The organism is Silanimonas algicola, from assembly GCF_054777375.1.
This window is the reverse complement of the sequence record NZ_BAAHAS010000003.1, coordinates 193,153-215,562: the sequence shown is the minus strand read 5'-3', so window position 1 is coordinate 215,562 and position 22,410 is coordinate 193,153. Positions and strand designations below refer to the sequence as shown.

The window sequence follows — 22,410 nt, the reverse complement described above, 5'->3', positions numbered from 1 at the left end:
GCGCGATCAGGCCTGGTGCTGCAGCGGCGGCAGGTTCTTGCGCACACCGTTGCGGATGGCGCCGCGCAGGTCGACGAGGCGGCCGTGGAAGAAGTGGCCGGCATCGGCCATGCGAACGAGCGTCGGGGGGTTTTCCGCCGCGGCGGCCCAGTCGAACACCTGCTGGGGATCGACCACGTCGTCCTGCTCGCCCTGCACCACCAGCCACGGGCACGACGGCGCCGGCACGCCGGTGAAGTCGCGGAAACCCACGGGAGGGGCGATGCAGACCATCTGCCGCACCGGCAGCTGGCGCGCGGCGCGCAAAGCCACCCAGCTGCCGAACGAGAAACCGGCCAGCCAAAGCGCGTCGCTCGGGCGCTGCGCCTGCAGCCACTGCGCCACCGCGAGGTAGTCGAGCGTTTCGCCGCGGCCCTGGTCGTACGCACCCTCGGAGGCCCCGACGCCGCGGAAGTTGAAGCGCACCGAGGCGATGCCCGATTCGGCCAGCGCGCGCGCGATCGTCGTGACGACCTTGTTGTTCATCGTGCCGCCATCGGGCGGATGCGGATGGCCGATCACCGCGACGCCGCGGCGCGCGTCCTCGGCCTTCGGCAGCTCCACGGCGGCCTCGATCACGCCGGCCGGGCCCGCGAGGCGCAGCGGACCCGAAACCGTCGGGAAGGTGGGCAGGGTGCTCATGCGTGGCGAAGTCTAGCCGCGCGCCTCAGCGCGCGGGCATCGCGTCGAAACCCAGCAGCAGCGGGTCGTGGTCGGAGCTGCGCCACGGACCGGCCTCGCGACCGAGCGCGCCGTCGTAGGCAAAGCCCGTCGACTCGTCGCTGTTCACCGGCCACTTGGCGGCACCCTTCAGCATCGCGGCCATCGAGGGGCTGAGCATCGCGTGGTCGAGACGCCCGGCCTGGCCGTCGAACACGAAGCTGTGCGGGATGGTGCCGTCCGCCGTGGCCATGGGCGCATCGGTCCAGCCGCGCTCGCGCAGCACCCGGATCGGATCCTCCATGGCGTAGGCGTTGAAATCGCCGATCGCGGCCACGCGGTCGCTGCCGCTGCCGGTCGGGTCGGTGGCCAGCCAGGCATGCATGGCCTCGGCGCTCTCGACGCGCTTGGCGTTGAAGCAGGCCTGGCCATCCCGCTGGTCGCGGTCGGCGCCCTCGGCGCTGTCGCAGCCCCCCTTGCTCTTGAAATGCACGCTGGCCACGGTGAACACCGGCCCGCCGCCCACGCGGAAGCTCTGGGCCAGCACCGGACGGCTACCGCGCTCGAACGGGCCCTCGGTCGCCATCGCCGGCGCGCCCACGGCATCGACGAGGTCCGCGCGGTACAGCAGGCCGACCGTGATCTGGTCGGTGCCAGGGCGGCCGTCGGTCGCCACCGCCACCCAACGGGCCCCGGGCTGCGCGGCGTTCAGCGCGTCGACGAGTTCCTGCACCGCCGACTCCGGGCCGAAGCCGTCGTTCTCCAGCTCCTGCGCCGCGATGATCGCGGGGTCGAGCGCGGCGATCACCGCCACGTGCTTCGCCAACTGCCGCGTGTAGCCATCGTAGTCCTTGGCCCCGCGTTCCGTCGGGAAGCCTCCGCCCTGGCCATCGCCGTTGAACAGGTTCAGCAGGTTCATGCCCGCGATGCGGAGGCCGCCGTCGACCGCCGGCGGCGCCGGCCGCGGCGCCTGCCGAACCTGGCCGACGATGGCATCGGCCTGAAGGCGGTAACCGCCCCAGCGCTGGTCGAGCACCCCCTGCACGCCGATGAGCGTGCTGCCCGCGCGCAGCGGCGCGTCGGCGGAAAGCGGCGCCGGCAGCCACGCGATGTCGCCGGGATTCTCGGCGCTGCTGGCGTCGTCCAGCACCAGCAGGCGGCGGCGGTTGTCGCGCAGCGTCGCCTGGGCCGCCTCGCCGGGCGCGGCGATCTCGGTCGGGGTGTACAGGCGCCCGTCGAAGGCGAGGTCGACTTCGCCGAAGCGCAGCAGCGCATCGTTGCCGGTGACCGTCAGCGGGACGTCGACCCGCAAACGCATGCCTTCGAGGGCTTCCCAGCCGGCGGGCGCGGCCGTGAGGGCCTGCGGCTCGGGGAGCGGCGCGGTGCCGAGCACCTCGATCCGCGCGTCGGCGAGGGTCGTGAGCGTCGCGCCGTCGCCGGACTCGGCGACGAGGCCTTCGGCGACGATGTGCTGGCCGACCTCGAGCGCCGTCTCGCCCTGGGCCGGCATCACGAACAGGCCCTCCGCCGTGGCCGGATCGGCGTCGGGCTGCAGGCTCTGAACGAACGCACCATCGGCCATCCGCAGGGTGACGACACCCTCGATGCGCGCCCGCTGGCCCTCGAAGGCGCTGCGGTCGGCGCTGCCCTGCACGGCGGCGATGCCTTCGGCGGCGATCGGCCCGTGGCGGTCGGCACACGCCGAGGCGAACAGGGCCAATGCGAGGGCGACGGCCAGCGGGGCGGAACGGATGGACGGCATGGGCACTCCTCAAGAACGACGACGCCGCCCGGAGGCGGCGTCGTAACGACACGGGACAGGCGCGAGCTTACTGGTACTTGTTGATCATGTAGTCGACCGACGCGGCCATCTGCTCGTCAGTGAGGCGGGCGTTGCCGCCGCGCGCCGGCATGATGCCTGCCGCGCCCTGGAAGCCTTCAATCGCGTGCTTGAGCAGCGTGTCGCGGCCCTGGGCGATGCGCGGCGCCCAAGCCTCGGCCGTCGGGGCCGGGGCACCGCCAGCGCCGTTGGAATGGCAGGCCGAGCAGAGGTTCTGGTAGATGACGGCGCCATCCAGCGTGCCGCCGTAGGGCGCACCGCCCGCCGCTGCGGCTTCGGCGGCGGCCTTCGCGGCGGCGGCGGCGGCGGCGGCGCCGGTCTCGCCCGCATACACTGCGCCCAGGGGACGGATGCGCTCGACCGTGCGGGCCTCGGCGATGGGGTTCGGCTCATGGGCCTTGCGGCCGTTGAGGTACAGGCCGAGCAGGATCAGCACGACCATGAAGCCGAAAAGACCGGCGATGATCAGCGAGAAGCGCTTCAGGAAGACGAGATCGTGATTGCGCACGGGGATACCTGGTTGGGCGGGGCCGCCAATGGGACGCCGAAGTATATCGACCCTCCGCCCCCACGCGAAGCGCGGCGGCTTGGAGGCTCGATGTGACGGCGCACGGGATCCGCCCCGGGCCAGGGGCGGCCGCCGCGGTGCTGCTCGCCTATCCCCCGGCGTGGATGCTGCTCGACGCCGCCTCCACGCCCCTGGCGTTCTGGCCGGTCGCCCTGCGCTTCCTGCTCTTCTGGCTCCTGCCCCTGCGCTACTGGCCCGCGCTCATCGCCGTGGACGCCGGGTCGGCGGTGGTCGCGCGACACGTCCTGCACGACGGGCCGCTGCTCTCCGGCACGGCCTGGCTGATGGCGCTGGCCCCGGTTCTGGTGTACGCCGCGGTCCTGCGCGCCCTGCGCGGCACCGGCGCCGCCGAGCGGCCGGAGACGCCGCGGCGGATGTCGCAGCTGCTGGTCGCGAGCGCCCTGTGCACCTTCGGCGTGGCGCCCGTGCTGGCACTGCCTGACGGCGGTCTCGACCACGTGCTGCGGATCGGCTTCGGCGACCTGTTCGGACTGATCGTGGTGGTGCCGGCGGCGCTGGCCGTCCAACGCGATCCGGTCGGCCTGTGGCGTTCGCGACGTTGGGCGTTCGAGGCCGCGCTGGCCTTCGTCACGACCTTGGGCGTGATGAGCCTGGCCCGGCAGCGGCCGGGCCTCGACGAGCACCTCCTGCTGATCGTGTTCCTGCCGGCCGTGGTGCTCGCGTTCCGGCACGGCTGGCGCGGCGCCGCGTGGTCGCTGGCGGTGCTTGGCGTGTTGCTGTCCCTCGGGTTCGGCGAACGGGACGACCCTTTGCGCCTCCAGGTGATGACCGCCGTCATCGGCGGAGCGGCCCTGCTGCTGGGCGCCGCCGCCACCCAGCTCCGCGGCCAGCGCGAAGCGCTGGAATCCCAGCACGCGGCCCTGCGCCTGGCCCTGCTGGAGCAGCGGGAACTGGCGAACCGGATCGTGGTGTTGGAGGACGACGGACAGCGCCAGGTGGCGGAGTCGCTCCACGAGCAGGTCGCCCCGCCGCTGCAGGAGCTGCGCACCCTGCTGGCCATGGCCTGGCGCAGCAGCCAGGACGAACGCGACACGCGACTGCTGGAATCCCTCCGCGGCCACACCTGGCAGGTGCAGGACGGGCTGGAACGCGCGCTGCGGCGGCTGCAGCCGCCGTCGCTGGCCCGTGGCGACCTCCATGGCCTGCTGGCCCACGGGCCATTGTGGGACTGGGCGCAGGACCACGGCACGGCCTGGACCGTGCAGCTGGATGGCCCCGTGCAGCGCCTGCCGGAACGCTGGCGTGTGGCGGTCTACCGGATCGCCCAAGCCGGCCTCGAGTACGGCCTCGGCCACGGGGCGCGACGGTGCCGCCTGCAGGTCGTGGTCACCGAGGCACCGGGCAGCCTGGACCTCGACCTGCACCTCGAACTCGACCACCCGCAGGACCCGTCGGCCCAGGGGTTCACGATCGACGCCATCCGCGACCGCACCCTGGCTGCCGGCGGCCGCTATCGCGGCGAACCGCGTTCCGAGGGCAGCCGGCACCGCGTCCAGTTCACCGATATCACCGTCGCTCCGGCCTGAGCCGCCCGGCCGGACGCCGCCTCACGGACCCGGCTGGCGTTGCGAATCCGTCCCAACTGCGTTCCATTCCGGCAACAGCGCAGACTCATTTCTGTACAAAACGTCCTGTAAAGTTCACGCCCCATGACCCGCCCACCCAAAGCCCGCCAAAAAGTCCTCGACGCCGCCCGCCGGATCGTCGAGACCCGCGGTGCCGGCCATCTCACGTTCGAAACGCTGGCCGAGGAGTCCGGCGTCACCCGCGGCGGCATCACCTACCACTTCCGCACCAAGGAAGAGCTGCTCAAGGCGCTGATCGAGGCCGACATCGCCGACTGGAACGCTGCCGCGGAACAGCTCGGCGGCGCCGACCTGCCCTGTGCCAAGGCCGCACGCATGATCGGCCACGTGCGCACCTGCCTCGCCGACGAGGACGACGCGCATCGCCGCTTCGTCACCGGGATGCTCAGCGCCGCGATGGTCGACCCCGGGCTGCTCGATCCGGTCCGCGAACACCACGCGACCGAGTTCGCCGAATGGCGCTGGGACGACGCCGACCTCGAGCGCTACCTGCTGCTGCTCGCCGCCGATGGCCTGTTCTGGAACCAGCTCTTCAATGTCAGCCCCCTTCCCGTCGCGGTTCGCCCCCGCCTTGCCGCCCTGATCGAGGCCAAGGTGCGCGCCTTCGCCGCCGACGCCCCGCCACCGCCCGAATCCCCGAACCCTTCTACCGGAACCTGACCCATGGCCCCGACTCCTCCTTCCGGCTTCGTCCTTCCCCGCCGCGCCAACGCGGGTCGCCTCGCCCTTGCCGGCGCGCTGCCGTCGCCCTCGCCGCCTGCGGCGGCGGTGGCGGCATGCCGATGCCCCCCACCGAAGTGAACGTCGCGCCCGTGGTGGCGAAGTCCGTCGCGCAGTGGGACGAGTTCACCGGCCGCATCGAGGCCATCGAGAGCGCCGAGATCCGCCCGCGCGTCGGAGGCACCATCACCGGTGTGCACTTCGACGAGGGCGGCATGGTGCGCAAGGGCGACCTGCTCTTCACCATCGACGACCGCGAGTACCGCGCGGCCGTCGCCAGCGCCCGCGCCGACGTGGCCCGCGCCGAAGCCCGCCGAGCCCTCGCGGCGACCGAACTCAAGCGCAGCGAGACGCTGATCGCCGCCAAGGCCGTCAGCGCCGGCGAACTCGAGAGCCGCCAGAACGAGGCCAAGCAGGCCGATGCCGACCTGCTCGCCGCACAGGCCCGGCTCGAAACCGCCGAGTTGAACCTCTCCTTCACCCGCGTCACCGCGCCGATCGCCGGCCGCGTCGGCGTGGCGCGGATGCGCACCGGCAACCTCGTGGCGCCCGGCGAGCCGGTGCTGACCACGGTGGTCTCGCTCGACCCGGTGTACGTCAGCTTCCAGGGCGACGAGCGCGCCTACCTGCGCTACCAGGACATGGCCCGCGACGGCAGCCGCCCGAGCTCGCGCAACGCCGCCAACCCGGTGCGCGTGGGCCTCGCCAACGAGCAGGGATTCCCGCACACCGGCCGCATGGTCTTCGTCGACAACGTCGTCGATCCGGCCACCGGCACCATCTTCGCCCGCGCCGAACTGCCGAACCCGGATGGCGTGTTCACCCCGGGCCTGTTCGCCCGCGTGCAGCTGCTCGGTTCGGGCCAGCGCGACGCGCTCCTCGTGCATCCGCAGGCCGTGCTCACCGACCAGGATCGCCGCTACGTCTACGTGGCCGACATGGTGACCCTGCCGCCGGAGATGGGCGGCAGCGGCGAACCGCACCTCGGCGCGGTGCGCAAGGACGTCGAGCTCGGCCCGACCATCGACGGCCTCGTGGTCGTCGAGCAGGGCCTCGACGCCGACGACAAGGTCGTCGTGAACGGCATGCGCAAGATCTTCTTCCCGGGTGCGCCGATCGCGCCGGTGGAGGTGCCGATGGACGCGCCGAACACCGTGGTGGCCGCGCCGGGCACCGCCGACGCGGCGGGCGGCCCGACGACGGCCGACGACACCCGCACCGGATCCGAGGGCTGACCCATGGCCTCCGGACACACGGATCTTTCCCGCATCTTCGTCGACCGCCCGATCCTCGCGGCGGTCCTCTCCATCGTCATCTTCGTCGCCGGCCTGATCGCCATCCCCAACCTGCCGATCACCGAATACCCGGAAGTCGCGCCGCCAACCATCCAGGTCACCGCGATCTACCCGGGCGCCAACCCGAAGACGATCGCCGACACCGTCGCCGCCCCCTTGGAGGAGGCGATCAACGGCGTCGAGAACATGATCTACATGAAGTCGGCGGCGTCCTCGGACGGCACCGTCGTGGTGTCGATCACCTTCGCGCTCGGGACCGACGTCGACCTCGCCGCCGTGCAGGTGCAGAACCGCGTGGCGCAGGCCCTGCCGCGCCTGCCGGACGCGGTGCGTGCCCTCGGGGTCACCACCGCCAAGGTGTCGCCCAACATCACGATGGTCGTGCACCTCACCTCGCCCGACCAGCGTTATGACGGCCTGTACCTGTCGAACTTCGCCAACCTCAACGTCAAGGACGAGCTCGCCCGGCTGCCCGGCGTCGGCAACGCGCAGGCCTTCGGCGCCGGCGTCTACGCGATGCGCGTCTGGATCGACCCCGACCAGGCCGCGGCGCGCGGGCTGACCGCGCTCGACATCGTCGGCGCCATCCGCGAGCAGAACGTGCAGGTCTCGGCCGGTGCGATCGGCGCCTCGCCGCAGCCGACCGGCGCTTCGGTGCAGCTGCTGGTGAACGCCCGCGGCCGCCTCGAGACCCCCGAGCAGTTCGGCGCGATCGTGCTGAAGACCGGGCCCGACGGCGCGGTGACGCGGCTGCGCGACGTCGCCCGCATCGAGCTCGGGTCCAACACCTATGCGCTGAACAGCTACCTCAACAACAACGAGGCGGCGGCCATCGTCATCTTCGAGGCCCCGGGCGCGAACTCGATCGCGCTCTCCGACGCCGTCCGGGAGCGCATGGCCGAGCTGAAGACGACCTTCCCGGAGGGCGTCGACTACGCGATCGCCTACGACCCGACGGTCTTCGTCCGGGCCTCGGTCGACTCGGTGGTGAAGACGCTGCTCGAGGCGGTGCTGCTGGTCGTGATCGTGGTGGTGGTGTTCCTGCAGACCTGGCGGGCCTCGATCATCCCGCTGCTGGCCGTGCCGGTCTCGATCGTCGGCACCTTCGCGGTGCTGCTGGTGCTGGGCTACTCGATCAACGTGCTGACGCTGTTCGGCCTCGTGCTGGCCATCGGCATCGTGGTCGACGACGCCATCGTCGTGGTGGAGAACGTCGAACGCCACATCGAGGACGGCCTGACGCCGCTCGACGCCGCGCACAAGGCGATGAGCGAAGTGTCCGGCCCGATCGTCGCGATCTCGCTGGTGCTGGCCGCGGTGTTCGTGCCGATCGCCTTCATCGATGGCGTGACCGGCCAGTTCTACCGCCAGTTCGCCGTCACCATCGCCGTCTCGGTGCTGATCTCGGCGTTCAACTCGCTGACCCTGAGCCCGGCGCTGGCCGCCGTTCTGCTGAAGCCGCACGGCGCGCCGAAGGACGCGCTGGCGCGCGGCATCGACCGCGTGTTCGGCCGCTTCTTCGCCTGGTTCAACGCGCGCTTCAAGCGCAGTTCGGACCGCTACGCGGGCCGCATCGGCGGCACGATCCAGCGCTCGGCCCGCCTGCTGGTGATGTACGCCGGCCTGGTCGGCGTCACCGTCCTCGGGTTCACGCAGATCCCGGGCGGCTTCATCCCGACGCAGGACAAGCAGTACCTGTTCGCCGGCGTGCAGCTGCCGGAAGGCGCCACGCTGGAGCGCACCGAGGCGGCGATGAAGCGCATGGGCGAGATCGCGCTGGCGACGCCCGGCGTCAAGGACGTCGTGCAGTTCCCCGGCCTGAACGCCATCCACTTCGTCAGCACCCCGAACGTCGGCGTGATGTTCATCGGCCTCGATCCGCCGGACGAGCTGCCCAAGCCCGCGGCAGCCATCGCCGGCGAGCTGACCGGCAAGTTCGGCGCGATCCAGGACGGCATGGCCTTCGCCTTCATGCCGCCGCCGGTGAACGGCTACGGCAATGCCGCCGGCGTCGAGGCCTACGTGCAGGACCGCCAGCGCGTCGGCTACGGCGAGCTCAACGCGGCCACGCAGGCGCTGACCGGCACGATCAGCCAGCAGCCCGGCTTCGGCCCCGGCTCGGCGTTCTCGTCCTTCCAGGCCAACGTGCCGCAGCTCGATGCGGTGGTGGACCGCGACAAGGTCAAGGAAGGCGGCCTCGCGCTGACCGACGTCTACGACACGCTGCAGGTCTACCTCGGCAGCGCCTACGTCAACGACTTCAACCTGTTCGGCCGCACCTACTCGGTCTACGCGCAGGCCGACGCGCCCTTCCGCGACGAGGCCAGCGACGTCGCGCGCCTGCAGGTGCGCAACGCGCAGGGCGAGATGGTGCCGCTCGGCAGCGTGGTCGAGCTGGTGCCGAGCTTCGGTCCCGATCCGGTGGTGCGCTACAACGGCTTCCCCGCGGCGGACGTCAGCGCCAGCCCCTTCGACCCGGCCGCGGTCAGCAGCACCGACGCGGTGCGGATCGCCCGCGACACCGCCTCGCAGGTGCTGCCCCGCGGCATGGCGCTGGAGTTCACCGGCCTGACCTACCAGCAGGTGAACCAGGGCATCGCCCAGTACCTCGTGTTCCCGCTCTGCGTGCTGCTGGTCTACCTCGTGCTGGCGGCGCTGTACGAGAGCTGGTCCCTGCCGCTGGCGGTGATCCTGATCGTGCCGCTGTGCCTGCTGTCGGCGCTGGCCGGCATCTGGGTGCTGAACCAGGTCAACGGCCTGTGGTTCGTGGCGCAGATCGTGACCGGAGCGATCAATCCGATGACGGCGGCCCCGCCCACGATCATCGACATGAACGTGTTCACCCAGATCGGCCTCGTCGTGCTGATGGGCCTCGCCTGCAAGAACGCGATCCTGATCGTCGAGTTCGCCATCGACCTCGAGAAGCAGGGCCGAGGCATCGTCGAGGCCGCCATCGAGGCCTGCCGCCTGCGCCTGCGCCCGATCCTGATGACCAGCTTCGCCTTCATCGCCGGCGTGCTGCCGCTGGTGTTCGCCAGCGGTGCGGGCGCCGAGGTGCGCCACGTGATGGGCGTGACCGTGTTCTTCGGCATGCTCGGCGTGACCTTCTTCGGCCTGTTCTTCACCCCGGTGTTCTACGTGGTGATCCGCCGCATGGTGGAGAACCGCAAGGCGCGCCGCGCCGTCGCCCAGCTCGAGGAGTCCTCCCATGGCTAAGGCCCTGACCACGGCCCTCGGGCTGGCCATCGCCACCGCCGTGCTGGCCGGCTGCACCGTCGGCCCCACCTACGTGCGGCCCGAGGTGCCGTTGCCCGCCGAGTTCGACCAGGCGAGCAGCCACCAGACCGCCGGAACGCCCGGCACCGCCGTCTGGCAAGCCTTTGGCGATCCGGCGCTGGACGCCCTGATCGCGCGCACGCTCGACGCCAACACCTCGATCGCGCAGGCCCGCGCCCGCTTCGAGGAAACCCGCGCGCTCAGCGGCCTGCGCGTGTTCAGCCTGTTCCCGACGGTGACCGCGGGTGCCGGCGCCGACCGCAGCAAGCCCAGCACGCAGGATCCCTTCCTGCCGCCGGACCAGCCGACCACCGACACGTACCGCGCCGGCTTCGACGCGAGCTGGGAGCTCGACCTGTTCGGGTTCCTGCGCAACCCGAGCCGCGCCATCGTCAAGCGTGCCGAAGCCGATGCCGCCAGCCTGCGCGACATGCAGCTGGTCATGGTGGCCGAGACCGCGCAGGCCTATTTCGCGCTGCGGGGCGCGCAGCGCCGGGAAGCGCTGGCCAAGGAGAACGTGGCCGCCGCCGACGAGGTGCTGCGGATCATCGACCTGCTCACCGACGCCGGGCGCCTGAATGCCGTCGACGCGGCGCGCGCGAAAGCCCAGCGCGACTCGCTGGCCTCGGCGCTGCCGCAGCGCGAGGCCGAACGCGTCTCGCAGGAGCAACGGCTCGCGGTGCTGACCGCGCAGCCGGTGGCCGACCTGCGCGCGCAGGTCGGTACGAGCGGCGCGTTCCCCGCCCTGCCCGACCTCGTGGCCACGGGCACGCCGGAGCAGTGGCTGAAGCGACGCCCCGATATCGTCGCGGCCGAGCGCCAGCTGGCGGCGAGCTACAACGACATCGGCACGAAGATGGCCGAGTTCTTCCCGCGCCTGGTGCTCAACGGCGGCTTCGGCTGGACCGGCCAGCGGGCCGGCTCGCTCGGCCAGGGCGGCGCGGAGCGCTGGCAGTGGGGTCCCTCGCTGAGCTGGCGCTTCCTCGACGTGGGGCGCGTGCGGCAGAACGTCCGCGCCGCCGAGGCCCGCGCCGACGGCGCGGAGGCGCGCTACCGCGAGACGGTGCTGCGCGCGCTGGAGGAAACCGAAAACGCGCTGGCCGGCTACCGGGCGAGCCACCAGGCCGCCACCGAGCTCGCCGCCGCCGCCGCCGCCGCGCAGGAGGCGTCGCGCCTGTCCCGCCTGCGCTTCGAGGCCGGCGCCGACGACGCGCTGGCCCTGCTGCAGACCGAGCAGACCCGCATCGAGCTCGAGGACGCCGCCGTGCAGGCGCAAGCCAACCGCGCGACCGCGCTGGCCGCGCTCTACAAGGCCGTCGCGGGCGACTTCGCCGAAGCCGATGGCGCCGACGGCGCGGCGCCCGGCACGCCGGACGCGCCGGACGCCGAGGCGAGTCCGTAGCCGGCGGCGGTCAACCGCTGCGCCCCGGCGACGTTCTTGGAGACAGGCGGTGCCCTGCGGCCCGCCGCCATCCCCAACGACACGCCCCGGAGCCCGCCATGACTACCCCCCGCGCCACCATCCCCCTGCTGGTCGCCCTGCTCGCCCTTGCCGGCGGTACCACGTTCGCCCAAGCCGACGGCCCGCGCGCCGGTCGCGGCGGCGGCGGCGAACGCTGGGCCCAGCTCGATCGCAACAACGACGGCACCATCGACCGCTCGGAAGCGGAAGCCCATCCCAAGCTGCTCGAACACTTCGAGCGCATCGACCGCGACGGTGACGGCCGCCTGAGCCGGCAGGAGGTGCGCGAGGCCCGGCAGCTGGCGCAGTCGCGTCGCGAGGCGCGCCAGAGCCAGAGCCGCGCCATGCAGGCCCGCTTTCGCTGGCTCGACGTCGACAGCGACGGCACGCTGACGCTCGCCGAGATCGGAGAAGCGGCACCGAAGCTCAGCGAGCGATTCGGCGCGATCGACGGCAACCGCGACGGCCGCATCGGCCGCGAGGAGATCCGCGGTTATCTCAAGGCCCAGCGCGACGCCCGGCGGGCCGCGCACGCCTGAGGCCGACGGACTCGCCTCAGGCCTCGAAGCACCCCTCGACATAGCGCCAGCGGCCACCTTCCCGGACAAACCGGCTGCGCTCGTGCAGGCGCACCGCGGGCCGCCCGCCCACCTTGAAGCGGGCGACGAACTCGACGGTCGCGGTGTCGCCGTCCTCCATGGCGTGCTTGACCTCGAGGCCCAGCCAACGCGTGCCGGGTTCGGGAAGCAGCGACGAAGGCTCCGGCCGCGTGTCCGGGTGCCAGGTGGCCTGCAGGTAGTCGATGTCGGCGCGCACGTAGGCGGTGTAACGCGAACGCATCAAGGCCTCGGCGGTGGGGGCCGGCAGGCCCGCGTGGAATGGGCCACAGCAGGCCTCGTAAACACGGGGCGTGCCGCAGGGGCAACTCATCCCACCGGCCAGAACAGCGTGGCGGCCACGGCCGCCGCCCAGGCGATGACAAGGCCGGCGCTCACCCTCAGGCCATACGCGGTGCCACCCGAAACCCAGGCCACGGCGCCACGGGCGATCACGCTGGCGGCGAGCACGGCCAGCACCGCCTGCCGCGCCGTCTCGAGGCCCATAAGGCCTTGGCCGACCAGCTGCCCAATCGAGGCCACCGCCGCATGCACCTCGGCGATGGCCGCAAGGAAGGCCGTCGCCAAGGCGCCAGCCTCGCCGAATGCGTCACGCAGCAGGGCGCTCAGCACCAGCACGCCGGCCATGAAACCGGCGAAGTAGAGGGCGTGGGAGAACCGGAACATCCGTGACTCCTGCGTCGGTGCCGGTTCATCGCCCGAGCCTCCGTGCAGGCCGAGCACACCGCCTGCCGCAAGCACCGCACCAAAGCCCAGCAAGGCGGGCGTCACGGCCTTGAGCAGCGTCGCCGAAACGGTCGCCAGCACCGGAAACATGAGGGTGAGCGAGGCCAGAGCCGCGAACATGGCCGCCCCCACGCTGGGCCGCAGCAGGCCCGGCGTGCTGCGCACCCGCTGGCCGAAGCCGGCGATCGCCGCCGTGGAACTCACGAACCCGGCGAAGAAGCCGGCCACGGCCAGACCGCGCCCGCTGCCGATGACCCGCAGCGCGACGTGGCCCAGCGCGCTGACGGCCATCACCAGCACCACCAGGCGCCAGAGCTTCTGCGGGTTGAGCGCACCACCCGGGCCGATCGAGGCGTCGGGCAACAGGGGCAGCACCAGCAGGGCGGCGGCGAGCAGAAGCAGACCGTCGCGTACCTCGCGCTCGCTGATCAAGTCACGACCGAGGCGGTGCAGCTTTTCCTTGGCCTGCAGCAGCAGGGCCACCAGCACCGCCAGCGAAGCGGCAAGCCCCGGCGAGGCCTGGGCCAGGGCGCCAAGCAGCACGGTCACCAGCAGGGCCACTTCGCCCGTCTGGCCCGGGTCGGTGGTGTCGACATGGCGGTAGCTGCCGTAGGCGAGGAGGCCCATGGCCGCGAGCAGCACGAGGAACACCGGCAGCCCGAGTGTCCAGGCCACGGCGCCGCCGAGGGCGGCAATGGTGTGGGTGCGCATGCCCGCGGGGGTGTGGCCGCCGTGGTCGCGCTGCCGCTCGCGCACCACGCCGATCAGCAGACCGAGGCCGAGGGCGGTGAAGTAGCCGGCGTACTGGGGGTCGAGGATCATGCGTCGATGATCGCACTGCCGAGTGGCTCGTGGCCGGCCGGGTGCCGGCCACGGGCCGGTAGAATGCGCGCGACCCGCCCTTGGAGCCCCCGCGATGTCGAGCCGCACGCCCCTCACCCGCTTCCTCATCGAGGCCGAACGCGCCGGGCAGATCAACCCCGAGCTGCGGCTGCTGATCGAGGTGGTGGCCCGCGCCTGCAAGTCGATCAGCTACGCCATCAGCAAGGGCGCGCTGGGCGGCGTGCTGGGCGACGCCGGCACCGGCAACGTGCAGGGCGAGGCCCAGAAGAAGCTCGACGTGCTCAGCAACGAGATCCTGCTCGAAGCCAACGCCTGGGGCGGCCACCTGGCCGGCATCGCGTCGGAGGAGATGGACGACCCGCACCCGATCCCGGACGCGTACCCGAAGGGCAACTTCCTGCTGCTGTTCGACCCGCTCGACGGCAGTTCCAACATCGACGTCAACGTCAGCGTCGGCACCATCTTCTCCGTGCTGCGCTGCCCGGACGGCGTGACCGAACCGAAGACCGAGCACTTCCTGCAGCCCGGCACGCAGCAGGTCTGCGCCGGCTACACCGTCTACGGCCCCTGCACCGTGCTGGTGCTGACGATCGGCCACGGCACGCACGCCTTCACGCTCGACCGCGAGACGGGCAGCTTCATCCTCACCCAGCGCGACATCCGCATCCCGGCCGACACGCAGGAGTACGCGATCAACGCCAGCAACGCGCGCCATTGGGACGCGCCGGTGAAGCGCTACGTCGATGACCTCCTCGCCGGCAAGACCGGCCCGCGCGGCAAGGACTTCAACACGCGCTGGATCGCGTCGATGGTGGCCGACGTGCACCGCATCATGACCCGCGGCGGCACCTTCATGTACCCGGTGGATGCCAAGTGCCGCGACAAGGGCGGCCGCCTGCGCCTGATGTACGAAGCCAACCCGATGGCCTTCCTCGTCGAGCAGGCCGGCGGCGCGGCCACCACCGGCACCCAGCGCATGCTCGAAGTGACGCCCAGCGGCCTGCACCAGCGCGTGCCGGTGATCCTCGGCTCGAAGAACGAAGTGGCCGAGTACGAACGCTACGTGCGCGAAGGCTGAGCGATGGGAAACGCGGTGGCCGGCACGACGGCGTGCCCCGACTTCATCGAGGTCTACGAGGGCCTGCTCGACCCGGCGTGGTGCGCGGCGCTGTGCCGCCGTTTCGATGCGGCCAACCATGTCGACGGCCGCGTGGGCGGCGGCGTCTTCCCCGACATGAAGAAGAGCCGCGACTTCGAGATCACCGGCCGCGCGGACTGGAACGACGTCAGCGCCACCCTGATGGGCGCGGTGCTGAAGGCCCTGATGGCGTACCTGCGCACCTACCCGCACACGATCGTCGCGCCGCTGATGCTCGAGCACCGCCCGGCCGACGGCGGCCCGGCGCGCCGGCTCGGCGCCGAGGATCTCGCGGCGATGGACGACGGCCCCCTGCTCGGCCTCGTTCAGCAGCTGCTGCGTCCCGGCAGCATCAACCTGCAGCGCTACACCGCGGGCGAAGGGGGCTACCCCTACTGGCACTGCGAGCTCTACCCGCGCGACGCGAACGCGGAGACGCTGCACCGCACCCTGCTGTGGACGATCTACTTGAACGACGGCTTCGACGAGGGCGAGACCGAGTTCCTGTACCAGCGCCGCAAGGTGGTTCCGAAGACCGGCAGCGTGCTGATCGCGCCGACCGCGTTCACGCACACCCACCGCGGCAACCGGCCGGTGGGCGGCGACAAGTACATCGCCACGAGCTGGATCCTGTTCAATCGCGCGGAAGCGATCTTCGGCCGCGCCGGATGATGCCGCGCACGGCGCTGGCCGCGACGACGGGGCTGGCGCTGCTGGCCTTCGCGGCGAATTCGCTGCTCTGCCGGTTCGCACTCGCCGAAGGCGGCACCGACGCCGCGAGCTTCACCGCGGCGCGGCTCGGGTCGGGCGCACTGGTGCTGGCCGGCCTGGTGGCGGTGCGCCGCCGCCGCCGTGCGCCGGCCGGACGCGATGCCAGCTCCGCCGGACAAGGCCGTTGGCGCAGCGCCTTCGCCCTGTTCGCCTACGCGGCGGGTTTCTCGCTCGCCTATGTCGACGTCGGCGCGGCGACGGGCGCGCTGCTGCTGTTCGGCGCCGTGCAGGCGACGATGCTGCTGGTCGGGCTTTGGCAGGGGGAACGATTGGCGGGCGCGCAATGGGCCGGCTTCGCGTTGGCGTCGCTCGGGCTCGTGGCGCTGCTGCTGCCGGGGGCCGCCGCGCCGCCGATCGGCGCCGCGCTGTGGATGATCGCGGCCGGCGTGGCGTGGGGCCTGTACTCACTGTGGGGCCGGGGCAGCATCGATCCGGTGGCCGACACCACCGGCAACTTCGTCCGCAGCCTGCCCTTCGCGCTGGCGCTCCTGCTGCTGCAGCTCGACAGCCTCGCCATGGACACCCGCGGCCTCATCGGTGCCGTCGCCTCCGGCGCGCTCGCCTCGGGCCTCGGCTACGTGCTGTGGTATCGCGTGTTGCCGCAGATCGGGGCACTGCGCGCGGCGAGCCTGCAGCTGGCGGTGCCGCCGCTGGCCGCCGTCGCGGGCGTGCTGCTGCTCGGCGAATCGCTCGATGCAACGCGACTGCTGGCCGGTGCCGCCATCCTCGCCGGCATCGGCGTGGTGTTGCGCGGTCGGCGCATCGGGACGCATCCTCAGCCGCCAGCCGCCCCGCCCGGAGCCCGACCATGATCCTGTTGCGCGTTATCGCCATCCTCCTCGTCATCGCCGGCGGTCTCGCACTCGCGTTCGGCAGCTTCAGCTACACGCAGGAAAAAACCGCGTTGAAGGCCGGCCCGCTGGAGCTGAAGGTGCAGGACAAGGAGACCGTGACGATCCCGCCGTGGGCTGGCGGCGGTGCGATCGCCCTCGGCGTCGTGCTGCTGCTCGTCGGCGGCCGCAGGCGCTGAGGCGAGGCACGTCGATGAGCGACACCGACCTGCCCCCGTTGCCCGAGACCCCGATCGGCCTCTACCGCCACTACAAGGGCGGCGAGTACGCGGTAGTGGGTTGCGTGCGCCACAGCGAGACGCTCGAACCCCTCGTGCTGTATCGCGCGCTCTACGGCAAACGCGGACTGTGGGTGCGGCCGCACGCCATGTTCTTCAGCCCGGTGGTGATCCACGGGCAGGCGCAGCCCCGCTTCGCCTTCGTCTCGCCGGACCTGCCCCCCGACCACTAGGGCGTCGGGGTCCCGTCCGGAGGCGCAGGCGGCCGGGCCTCAGGCCTCCTCGCCGCCCTCGCGCTCGATGCCGTACTTCCGCAGTTTCTCGACGAGGGTGGTGCGCCGCAGGTTGAGCAGGGTCGCCGCATGGGCGACAACACCCTCTGCGCGGTCGAGGGCTTGGCGCAGCAGCTTCTCCTCGATGGCGGCGATGTGCTCCTTGAGGTCGAGGCCGTCCTCGGGCAGCTCGTCCAACGCGGGCGCCGCCGGTGCACCGAACAGGGCGGCGCGTTCCGCGGCGAGCTCCTCCGCCTCGCTCAACGCAGGCCGCGGCGGCGGCGCCTCCACGGCCTGGGTCGCGTTCAATGCGGGAGCCACCGGGGCCTCCCCGCGCGCGACCGCCGCCTCCCACGCGGCCCGGTAGCGCTGCGGCAGGTCGGCGGCGCTGACCGTCGCGTTCGGATGCAGGACTGCGAGGCGCTCGATCAGGTTGTGCAGCTCGCGCACGTTGCCGGGCCAGGCGTAAACGGCCAGGGCCGCCATCGCGTCGGCGCCCAGCTTCACCTCGCCGCGGCCGTCCTCCGACAAGCGGGTGCTGATGGCCTGCACGAGGGCCGGCAGGTCGGCGATGCGTTCGCGCAGCGCCGGCATCTCGATCGGGAAGACATTGAGCCGGTAGTACAGGTCCTCGCGGAAACCGCCACGGGCGATCTGGTCCTCGAGGTTGCGGTGGGTCGCGGCGACCACGCGTACGTTGCACTTGAGCGTCTGCGTGCCGCCCACGCGCTCGAAGCTGCGCTCCTGCAGCACGCGCAGCAGCTTCACCTGCATGGGCAGGGGCATGTCGCCGATCTCGTCGAGCAACAGGGTGCCGCCTTCGGCCATCTCGAAGCGGCCCTTGCGGGCGGCCAGCGCGCCGGTGAACGCGCCCTTTTCGTGGCCGAACAGCTCGCTCTCCAGCAGCTCGGCCGGCACGGCGCCGCAGTTCAGCGCGACGAAGGGGCCCTTGGCGCGCGAGGACGCGGCGTGGATGGCGCGCGCGGCGACCTCCTTGCCGGTGCCGCTCTCGCCGAGGATCAGCACGGTGGTGTCGAAGGGCGCGACCTGCTCGATCATCCGCCGCAGCCGGCGTACGCCCTCGCTCTGCCCTTCCGGGCCGGCGTCGCGCTCGCTGCGCTCCTCGCCGCGCAGCGCCTGCAGGCTGGCACGGCGCAGGTGGCCTTCGAGCTGTGCGTGGCGCAGCGGCCAATCCAGGGTCCACACCTGCTCGGGATGCACGCCCAGCTGTTCGGTCAGGCCATGCAGGGCCGGCAGCACCAGCAGCGGCGGATGCAGCGGCGACTTCGACAGCCAACCGCCGAAGCGGCGGAAATCCTCGAGGTCTTCCACGCCACCCACGACGATCGCCAGCCAGTCGCGCGGCTTGGCCCGGGCGAGGTCGAGCTCGTCGACGGCGCCGATCCGCTTGGGGGTGAAATCGAGGAAATCGAGCAACGCGCCGATGCGTTCCGCGCGGGCGTCGTCGGACTCGACGACGAGGATGCGCGAATCGCTCATGCGCCGCCCTGCGCCGTCCGGGCGCGCGCGTCGAGGATCGGCAGCAGCTCGGCGATGTAGTTGAGCTTGCTGATGAAGGCGTCGGCGCCGGCGCGCTGCGCGTGCTCGCGGTGCTCGACATCGTCGAAGTGCGAGGCGATGACGACGAAGGGCGGTTCGTCCTGCGCCTTGATGAGGCGCGTGGCCTGCAGGCCGCCCATCTCCGGCATGGCGAGGTCGAGCACCACCACGTCGGGCTTGAGCTCGTCGGCCAGGGCCACGGCCTCGATGCCGTTGCGACCGCGACCGACGATGGCCACGTGTTCGGCGCGCCGCAGGTGGCGCTCCGCCGCGTTCAGGAACGCATCGTGGTCGTCGACGAGGAGCAGGCGGATCACGGTCATGGCAGGAGGCTCGCGGTGCCGTGGATGGCATGGAACCGGTCAGGCCGCGCGGGCCCCAGGGCCCCGCTGCCGTGCCGGCGGGATGTTCAGCTGCTCACGATACTTGGCGACGGTGCGGCGGGCCACCTGCACGCCGCGACGGGCGAGCAGGGCGACCAGCACGTCGTCGGCCAGCGGTGCGGCTGGCAGCTCCGCGTCGATGAGTTTCTTCACCAGCGCGCGGATGGCGACGCCGGCGATCGCGCTGCCCTCCAGCTTCACGCCGAAGAAGCGCTTCAGCTCGAACAGGCCACGCGGGGTCTGCAGGTACTTGCCGGTGGTGATGCGCGACACCGTGCTCTCGTGCACGCCGACGTCGGCGGCGATCTCCTTCAGGGTGAGCGGCAGCAGGCCCTCTTCGCCGCGCTCGAGGAAGGCCTGCTGGCGAGCGACCACGGCGCGGGCGACCTTGATGAGGGTGTCGTGGCGCTGGGCGATGCCGCGGGCCAGCCAGCGCGCCTCGTTCATCAGGGCCTTCAGGTGCTGCACCGAGGGCGAGTCGCCGGCTTCGGCCAGCGCGCTCTCGTACTCGCTGGCCACGCGCACCCGCGGGGCGGTCTGCGGGTTCAGGGCGACGTGCCAGCGGCCGTCGGCCGGCCAGGCCACGACGTCGGGCAGCACGTGCACCTGCTCGTCGGCCAGCAGCGGCTCGCCCGGCTTGGGGTTCAGCGACTGGATCAGGCGGGCCGCGACGCGCAGGGCCTCCATCGGCGCGGCGTGCGCGGCCGCGAGGGCCGGCCAGTCGCGCTGGGCCACGAGGGCGAGGCTGCGGTCGATCATGTCGCGAGCCAGGGCCACGCCGGCGTCCTTCGCCGGAAGGTCGTGGAGCTGGGCCAGCAGGCACTCGCGGAGGTCGACGGCGGCGAGGCCCGCCGGCGTGCCGTGCAGCAGGCGCTGGCGGATGGCCTCCGCGCGGCCGGGGCGCAGGCGGAGCGTGGCGGTGATCTCGGCGTCGATGGCGTCGCGGTCGCCGGCGAGGTAGCCGGAATCGGCGGTGCGCTCCAGCCAGGCCGCGGCGATGGCGAGGTCGGCGTCCTTCAGCTCCATGGCGAGGCCTTCGAGCACGCGCAGGGCCGGGTCATTGCTGACCGGTGCGGCGACGCGCGACAGGCGGTCCTCGCCCTCCTCCGGGTCGAAGCCGCTGGCCATGCCGGGCGTCGACCAGAGGTCGGGCAGTTCGTCGAAGGCCGCGGTTTCCTGCGCGGCGCGCTCCTGCGGGGTGAGCTCGGGCAGCGCGGCCTCGGGCTCGTCCTCCTCGCGCTCCAGCATCGGGTTCTGGGCGAGGGCCTCGGCCAGCTCCTGCTCCAGCTCGAGGCCGGTGAGGCCGAGCAGGCGGATCGACTGCAGCACCTGCGCGTTGAGGCTCTGCGACTGGGACTGGGTGGCGGCGAGGCGGTTCTTCATGGCGGCACTTCCGAGGAGGTGCCGAAGCGGGATGCAAGGGGCGTGCCAACGGGGGCGGGGCGCAGAGCGACGTTTTTTTGTCGTACGGCGTGGGCATCGCCGTCCCACTCCCGGCTAGGTGCCTACCGGCGCCTCGGACGACCCACGCGACCCGGGGCGCACGGACCGGGCCATGACGAGATGGTCGGTGTTGACCGCGATCGGCTCGAATCCCTCCTTGGTGTAGAGGGCTATCGCGCCAGCGTTGTCCTTCGAGACTTCCAGACGGATGACCCCCCCACCCCGGCCTCCGACCCAGGCCGCGCACGATCCCAGCAACGACGAAGCCATCCCTCGCCTTGCATGGGTCGGCAGGACACTGACGTTGCTCACGAAGAACCGTGGCTGCTCGACGTCGGCGTAACACGCCAGCAATGCGACCAGCACGCCCTCATCCCAGATCTCGAATCGGGTCGCATGCCGAGCCAACTTGCTCGCGTACTCACGGAGGTCGACGCGCGAACTCAGCGGAGGAACGAAGGTGTCGCTGCAGCAGGACAGGTGCTGAAGGATCGTCCGTTCGTCAGAAAGGTCCCGGGAGTACTTCATGCTTCAGGCCCGTTCGTCGCTGGCGGAGTTCTGGCAGGCGGCATACACCGGGCCGTCAAGCCTCGCTGCAGATCGCGAAGATGCTTGCACACAGCGCGGGATGGACGAGGCCCAGGCGGAAGCAGCCCTCGATGTACCGCATGTCGATGATCCCGTGCTTCAGGGCGAGGTCCATCTGGAAGTTAGCCATCCCCTTGAACAACACGCCTCCGGCGTGGACGACCGACATCCCCGACTCCCTTACGTCCCGGTGCAGGGTGTCGAACGAATAGGTTCGACGGTGGCCATGCGCCCATTCGGCGGGAGTAACCGCCTGATTGTGCGAAATCAGCCCCATGTGGACGGCGATCTGCCGGGATGGTGCGTCCGCATTCGGGACGAGAACGAACAGTCGACCGCCCGGCAACAGCCACGAACGGACTCGCTTGAGCAACGCCAACGAGTCGTCGACATGCTCCAGCGTGTTGATGAGGAAGATCGTCTGGAAAAGTCGATCAGGACTGAACTCCTCAAAAGTCGACTGGACGAAGCGTGCGCGGGGACCAACCCTCGACATCGCGGTGGCCATGGCCGCCGAAGAGGCCTCGACCACGGTCAAGTCGTCGAAGAACGGCAACAGCTCGAGGGTTGAATCACCTTCGTAGCACCCGAGTTCGAGAGCCGGGCCCCGCTGGATGAAGGGCTCGAACGCCCGCATCATGTACATCCTCACGATCGCGTCGAAATCGTAGTTGTACTTCTTCTCAGCCTGGGGCTTGGCCTCTTCATTGAAATCACGACCGTGCATCTTCGTTATCCCTGGTCTGCTTGATAAAGACGCTCCGGACCTGGCCGATACCACTCGTCGAGCGAGGTCGGGACCATCGCGTTATAGCCGAGCACCTGCCGGGTCAATGCGCCAAGGCGGGCACCGTGGTCGCGACCCAACAAGCGCGCATAGTCCAACTGGGGCTTGATGAACGCCGGGCCGTAGCTCAGCGTGAGGGCGACCCGGGGGCGCGAAGTCATGTTCAGCCCACCGCGGTGCCATAGGTAGGAGTTGAACAGCACGACCGTCCCGGCCTTGCCGGTAAGCCGATGGCAGCCCTCGGAGAATTCCGACTCGGACGGCGGATCGGGCCGTCCGTGCGACCCGGGAAGCACGAGTGTCGCCCCGTTCTGCTCGGAGAAATCGTCCAGCATCACAAGGACGTTGATCCTGAGGTTGTACCCCGGGATGAAGGTACGGACGTCCCTGTGGATCCTGTGGACGTAGTTCTCCACGCCGGGGAGCCCGCCGACCGGATTGCACGCATGAAGGATGTACGGGGAGTGCGAGAAGAAGCTCTTGAAGTAAGGATCGAATCGGTGCGCGTCGATGAAGGCATCGATCGAGTCTCCCCTGCCCACGGCGTGATGGGCGGTTCCATCGCCGCTCGGGTTCACGCCGTTCCTGATCTGGTAGCCCCTGCAGATATCCACCCACTCGAGGCAATCCTCCCTGAGTCGCGACACCTCGGCATGGGGGAGGAGTTCGGGAAAGACCGACCATCCCGAATCCCGTATCTCCCGGTCGAACACATCGATAGGCTTCGCGTTGCTCATGGCCCCCTC

Annotated in this window: 22 protein-coding genes; 11 read left to right on the top strand and 11 right to left on the bottom strand. The window is 71.2% G+C overall.

The window, feature by feature from the left end:
- Positions 1–6: 6 nt before the first annotated feature.
- The 3 genes from ACYVAK_RS11175 to ACYVAK_RS11165 form a co-directional block, all read right to left on the bottom strand.
- Entirely contained in the window at positions 7–681 is a 675-nt protein-coding gene (locus ACYVAK_RS11175; RefSeq protein ID WP_461060961.1) for an alpha/beta hydrolase, read from the bottom strand.
- A 25-nt stretch (positions 682–706) separates the two neighbouring features.
- Complete coding sequence (locus ACYVAK_RS11170; protein WP_461060959.1) at positions 707–2,461, bottom strand: ExeM/NucH family extracellular endonuclease; 1,755 nt, start codon at positions 2,459–2,461, stop codon at positions 707–709.
- Between the two features lie 67 nt (positions 2,462–2,528).
- A complete protein-coding gene (locus ACYVAK_RS11165) occupies positions 2,529–3,047 on the bottom strand; it encodes a c-type cytochrome (protein WP_461060957.1) in 519 nt (172 codons plus the stop codon).
- 92 nt (positions 3,048–3,139) lie between these two features.
- Here ACYVAK_RS11165 and ACYVAK_RS11160 point away from each other — a divergent pair, with 92 nt between their 5' ends.
- From ACYVAK_RS11160 to ACYVAK_RS11135, 6 genes are all read left to right on the top strand, one after another.
- A complete protein-coding gene (locus tag ACYVAK_RS11160; RefSeq protein WP_461060955.1) occupies positions 3,140–4,654 on the top strand; it encodes an MASE1 domain-containing protein in 1,515 nt (504 codons plus the stop codon).
- Between the two features lie 123 nt (positions 4,655–4,777).
- Positions 4,778–5,374 (top strand): TetR/AcrR family transcriptional regulator, encoded by a 597-nt coding sequence (locus ACYVAK_RS11155; protein WP_461060953.1) that lies wholly within the window; start codon positions 4,778–4,780, stop codon positions 5,372–5,374.
- 116 nt (positions 5,375–5,490) lie between these two features.
- Positions 5,491–6,669, top strand: a complete 1,179-nt coding sequence (locus ACYVAK_RS11150) for an efflux RND transporter periplasmic adaptor subunit (protein ID WP_461060951.1) — start codon at positions 5,491–5,493, stop codon at positions 6,667–6,669.
- Positions 6,670–6,672: 3 nt separating this feature from the next.
- Positions 6,673–9,945 carry an efflux RND transporter permease subunit gene (locus ACYVAK_RS11145; RefSeq protein WP_461060949.1) on the top strand — a complete coding sequence of 1,091 codons (3,273 nt, stop codon included), beginning with the start codon at positions 6,673–6,675 and terminating at the stop codon, positions 9,943–9,945.
- Positions 9,938–11,407, top strand: a complete 1,470-nt coding sequence (locus ACYVAK_RS11140; RefSeq protein ID WP_461060947.1) for an efflux transporter outer membrane subunit — start codon at positions 9,938–9,940, stop codon at positions 11,405–11,407. Before ACYVAK_RS11145 ends, ACYVAK_RS11140 begins: the two co-directional genes overlap by 8 nt.
- 98 nt (positions 11,408–11,505) lie before the next feature.
- The gene (locus ACYVAK_RS11135; RefSeq protein ID WP_461060945.1) at positions 11,506–12,006 is read left to right on the top strand and encodes an EF-hand domain-containing protein; all 501 of its coding nucleotides are present in this window, start codon (positions 11,506–11,508) and stop codon (positions 12,004–12,006) included.
- Between the two features lie 16 nt (positions 12,007–12,022).
- Here the strand turns inward: ACYVAK_RS11135 and ACYVAK_RS11130 are convergent, their stop codons facing one another.
- Positions 12,023–12,397, bottom strand: a complete 375-nt coding sequence (locus ACYVAK_RS11130; RefSeq protein WP_461060943.1) for a YchJ family protein — start codon at positions 12,395–12,397, stop codon at positions 12,023–12,025.
- The gene (locus ACYVAK_RS11125) at positions 12,394–13,632 is read right to left on the bottom strand and encodes an MgtC/SapB family protein (RefSeq protein ID WP_461060941.1); all 1,239 of its coding nucleotides are present in this window, start codon (positions 13,630–13,632) and stop codon (positions 12,394–12,396) included. Before ACYVAK_RS11125 ends, ACYVAK_RS11130 begins: the two co-directional genes overlap by 4 nt.
- 94 nt (positions 13,633–13,726) lie before the next feature.
- On the opposite strand from ACYVAK_RS11125, the gene ACYVAK_RS11120 reads away from it, so the two are divergent.
- From ACYVAK_RS11120 to ACYVAK_RS11100, 5 genes are read left to right on the top strand one after another with little or no spacing between them, the layout of a single operon-like run.
- The gene (locus ACYVAK_RS11120; RefSeq protein WP_461060939.1) at positions 13,727–14,731 is read left to right on the top strand and encodes a class 1 fructose-bisphosphatase; all 1,005 of its coding nucleotides are present in this window, start codon (positions 13,727–13,729) and stop codon (positions 14,729–14,731) included.
- Between the two features lie 3 nt (positions 14,732–14,734).
- The gene (locus ACYVAK_RS11115) at positions 14,735–15,463 is read left to right on the top strand and encodes a 2OG-Fe(II) oxygenase (protein ID WP_461060937.1); all 729 of its coding nucleotides are present in this window, start codon (positions 14,735–14,737) and stop codon (positions 15,461–15,463) included.
- Entirely contained in the window at positions 15,460–16,374 is a 915-nt protein-coding gene (locus ACYVAK_RS11110; RefSeq protein ID WP_461060935.1) for a DMT family transporter, read from the top strand. Before ACYVAK_RS11115 ends, ACYVAK_RS11110 begins: the two co-directional genes overlap by 4 nt.
- The gene (locus ACYVAK_RS11105; RefSeq protein WP_461060933.1) at positions 16,371–16,592 is read left to right on the top strand and encodes a hypothetical protein; all 222 of its coding nucleotides are present in this window, start codon (positions 16,371–16,373) and stop codon (positions 16,590–16,592) included. The genes ACYVAK_RS11110 and ACYVAK_RS11105 overlap by 4 nt, the downstream gene beginning before the upstream one ends.
- 14 nt (positions 16,593–16,606) lie before the next feature.
- The gene (locus ACYVAK_RS11100; protein WP_461060931.1) at positions 16,607–16,864 is read left to right on the top strand and encodes a DUF1653 domain-containing protein; all 258 of its coding nucleotides are present in this window, start codon (positions 16,607–16,609) and stop codon (positions 16,862–16,864) included.
- Positions 16,865–16,903: 39 nt separating this feature from the next.
- Here the strand turns inward: ACYVAK_RS11100 and ACYVAK_RS11095 are convergent, their stop codons facing one another.
- The 6 genes from ACYVAK_RS11095 to ACYVAK_RS11070 form a co-directional block, all read right to left on the bottom strand.
- Positions 16,904–18,403, bottom strand: a complete 1,500-nt coding sequence (locus ACYVAK_RS11095; RefSeq protein WP_461060929.1) for a sigma-54 dependent transcriptional regulator — start codon at positions 18,401–18,403, stop codon at positions 16,904–16,906.
- Positions 18,400–18,786 (bottom strand): response regulator, encoded by a 387-nt coding sequence (locus ACYVAK_RS11090; RefSeq protein WP_461060927.1) that lies wholly within the window; start codon positions 18,784–18,786, stop codon positions 18,400–18,402. Before ACYVAK_RS11090 ends, ACYVAK_RS11095 begins: the two co-directional genes overlap by 4 nt.
- Positions 18,787–18,825: 39 nt before the next feature.
- Positions 18,826–20,229, bottom strand: coding sequence for an RNA polymerase factor sigma-54 (gene rpoN, locus ACYVAK_RS11085; RefSeq protein WP_461060925.1), 1,404 nt, complete (start codon positions 20,227–20,229; stop codon positions 18,826–18,828).
- Positions 20,230–20,343: 114 nt separating this feature from the next.
- Positions 20,344–20,817 carry a GNAT family N-acetyltransferase gene (locus tag ACYVAK_RS11080; RefSeq protein WP_461060923.1) on the bottom strand — a complete coding sequence of 158 codons (474 nt, stop codon included), beginning with the start codon at positions 20,815–20,817 and terminating at the stop codon, positions 20,344–20,346.
- A gap of 55 nt (positions 20,818–20,872) precedes the next feature.
- Entirely contained in the window at positions 20,873–21,604 is a 732-nt protein-coding gene (locus ACYVAK_RS11075) for a class I SAM-dependent methyltransferase (protein WP_461060921.1), read from the bottom strand.
- A gap of 5 nt (positions 21,605–21,609) precedes the next feature.
- On the bottom strand, positions 21,610–22,401 hold the full coding sequence (locus ACYVAK_RS11070) for a phytanoyl-CoA dioxygenase family protein (protein ID WP_461060919.1): 792 nt from the start codon (positions 22,399–22,401) through the stop codon (positions 21,610–21,612).
- Positions 22,402–22,410 lie beyond the last annotated feature (9 nt).

Bases quoted from the DNA above. Each gene is read 5' to 3' on its own strand.
- ACYVAK_RS11175 (WP_461060961.1), bottom strand. From the start codon at position 681: ATGAGCACCCTGCCCACCTTCCCGACGGTTTCGGGTCCGCTGCGCCTC.
- ACYVAK_RS11170 (WP_461060959.1), bottom strand. From the start codon at position 2,461: ATGCCGTCCATCCGTTCCGCCCCGCTGGCCGTCGCCCTCGCATTGGCC.
- ACYVAK_RS11155 (WP_461060953.1), top strand. From the start codon at position 4,778: ATGACCCGCCCACCCAAAGCCCGCCAAAAAGTCCTCGACGCCGCCCGC.
- ACYVAK_RS11150 (WP_461060951.1), top strand. From the start codon at position 5,491: ATGCCGATGCCCCCCACCGAAGTGAACGTCGCGCCCGTGGTGGCGAAG.
- ACYVAK_RS11145 (WP_461060949.1), top strand. From the start codon at position 6,673: ATGGCCTCCGGACACACGGATCTTTCCCGCATCTTCGTCGACCGCCCG.
- ACYVAK_RS11140 (WP_461060947.1), top strand. From the start codon at position 9,938: ATGGCTAAGGCCCTGACCACGGCCCTCGGGCTGGCCATCGCCACCGCC.
- ACYVAK_RS11135 (WP_461060945.1), top strand. From the start codon at position 11,506: ATGACTACCCCCCGCGCCACCATCCCCCTGCTGGTCGCCCTGCTCGCC.
- ACYVAK_RS11130 (WP_461060943.1), bottom strand. From the start codon at position 12,397: ATGAGTTGCCCCTGCGGCACGCCCCGTGTTTACGAGGCCTGCTGTGGC.
- ACYVAK_RS11125 (WP_461060941.1), bottom strand. From the start codon at position 13,632: ATGATCCTCGACCCCCAGTACGCCGGCTACTTCACCGCCCTCGGCCTC.
- ACYVAK_RS11120 (WP_461060939.1), top strand. From the start codon at position 13,727: ATGTCGAGCCGCACGCCCCTCACCCGCTTCCTCATCGAGGCCGAACGC.
- ACYVAK_RS11115 (WP_461060937.1), top strand. From the start codon at position 14,735: ATGGGAAACGCGGTGGCCGGCACGACGGCGTGCCCCGACTTCATCGAG.
- ACYVAK_RS11110 (WP_461060935.1), top strand. From the start codon at position 15,460: ATGATGCCGCGCACGGCGCTGGCCGCGACGACGGGGCTGGCGCTGCTG.
- ACYVAK_RS11105 (WP_461060933.1), top strand. From the start codon at position 16,371: ATGATCCTGTTGCGCGTTATCGCCATCCTCCTCGTCATCGCCGGCGGT.
- ACYVAK_RS11100 (WP_461060931.1), top strand. From the start codon at position 16,607: ATGAGCGACACCGACCTGCCCCCGTTGCCCGAGACCCCGATCGGCCTC.
- ACYVAK_RS11095 (WP_461060929.1), bottom strand. From the start codon at position 18,403: ATGAGCGATTCGCGCATCCTCGTCGTCGAGTCCGACGACGCCCGCGCG.
- ACYVAK_RS11090 (WP_461060927.1), bottom strand. From the start codon at position 18,786: ATGACCGTGATCCGCCTGCTCCTCGTCGACGACCACGATGCGTTCCTG.
- rpoN (WP_461060925.1), bottom strand. From the start codon at position 20,229: ATGAAGAACCGCCTCGCCGCCACCCAGTCCCAGTCGCAGAGCCTCAAC.
- ACYVAK_RS11080 (WP_461060923.1), bottom strand. From the start codon at position 20,817: ATGAAGTACTCCCGGGACCTTTCTGACGAACGGACGATCCTTCAGCAC.
- ACYVAK_RS11075 (WP_461060921.1), bottom strand. From the start codon at position 21,604: ATGCACGGTCGTGATTTCAATGAAGAGGCCAAGCCCCAGGCTGAGAAG.
- ACYVAK_RS11070 (WP_461060919.1), bottom strand. From the start codon at position 22,401: ATGAGCAACGCGAAGCCTATCGATGTGTTCGACCGGGAGATACGGGAT.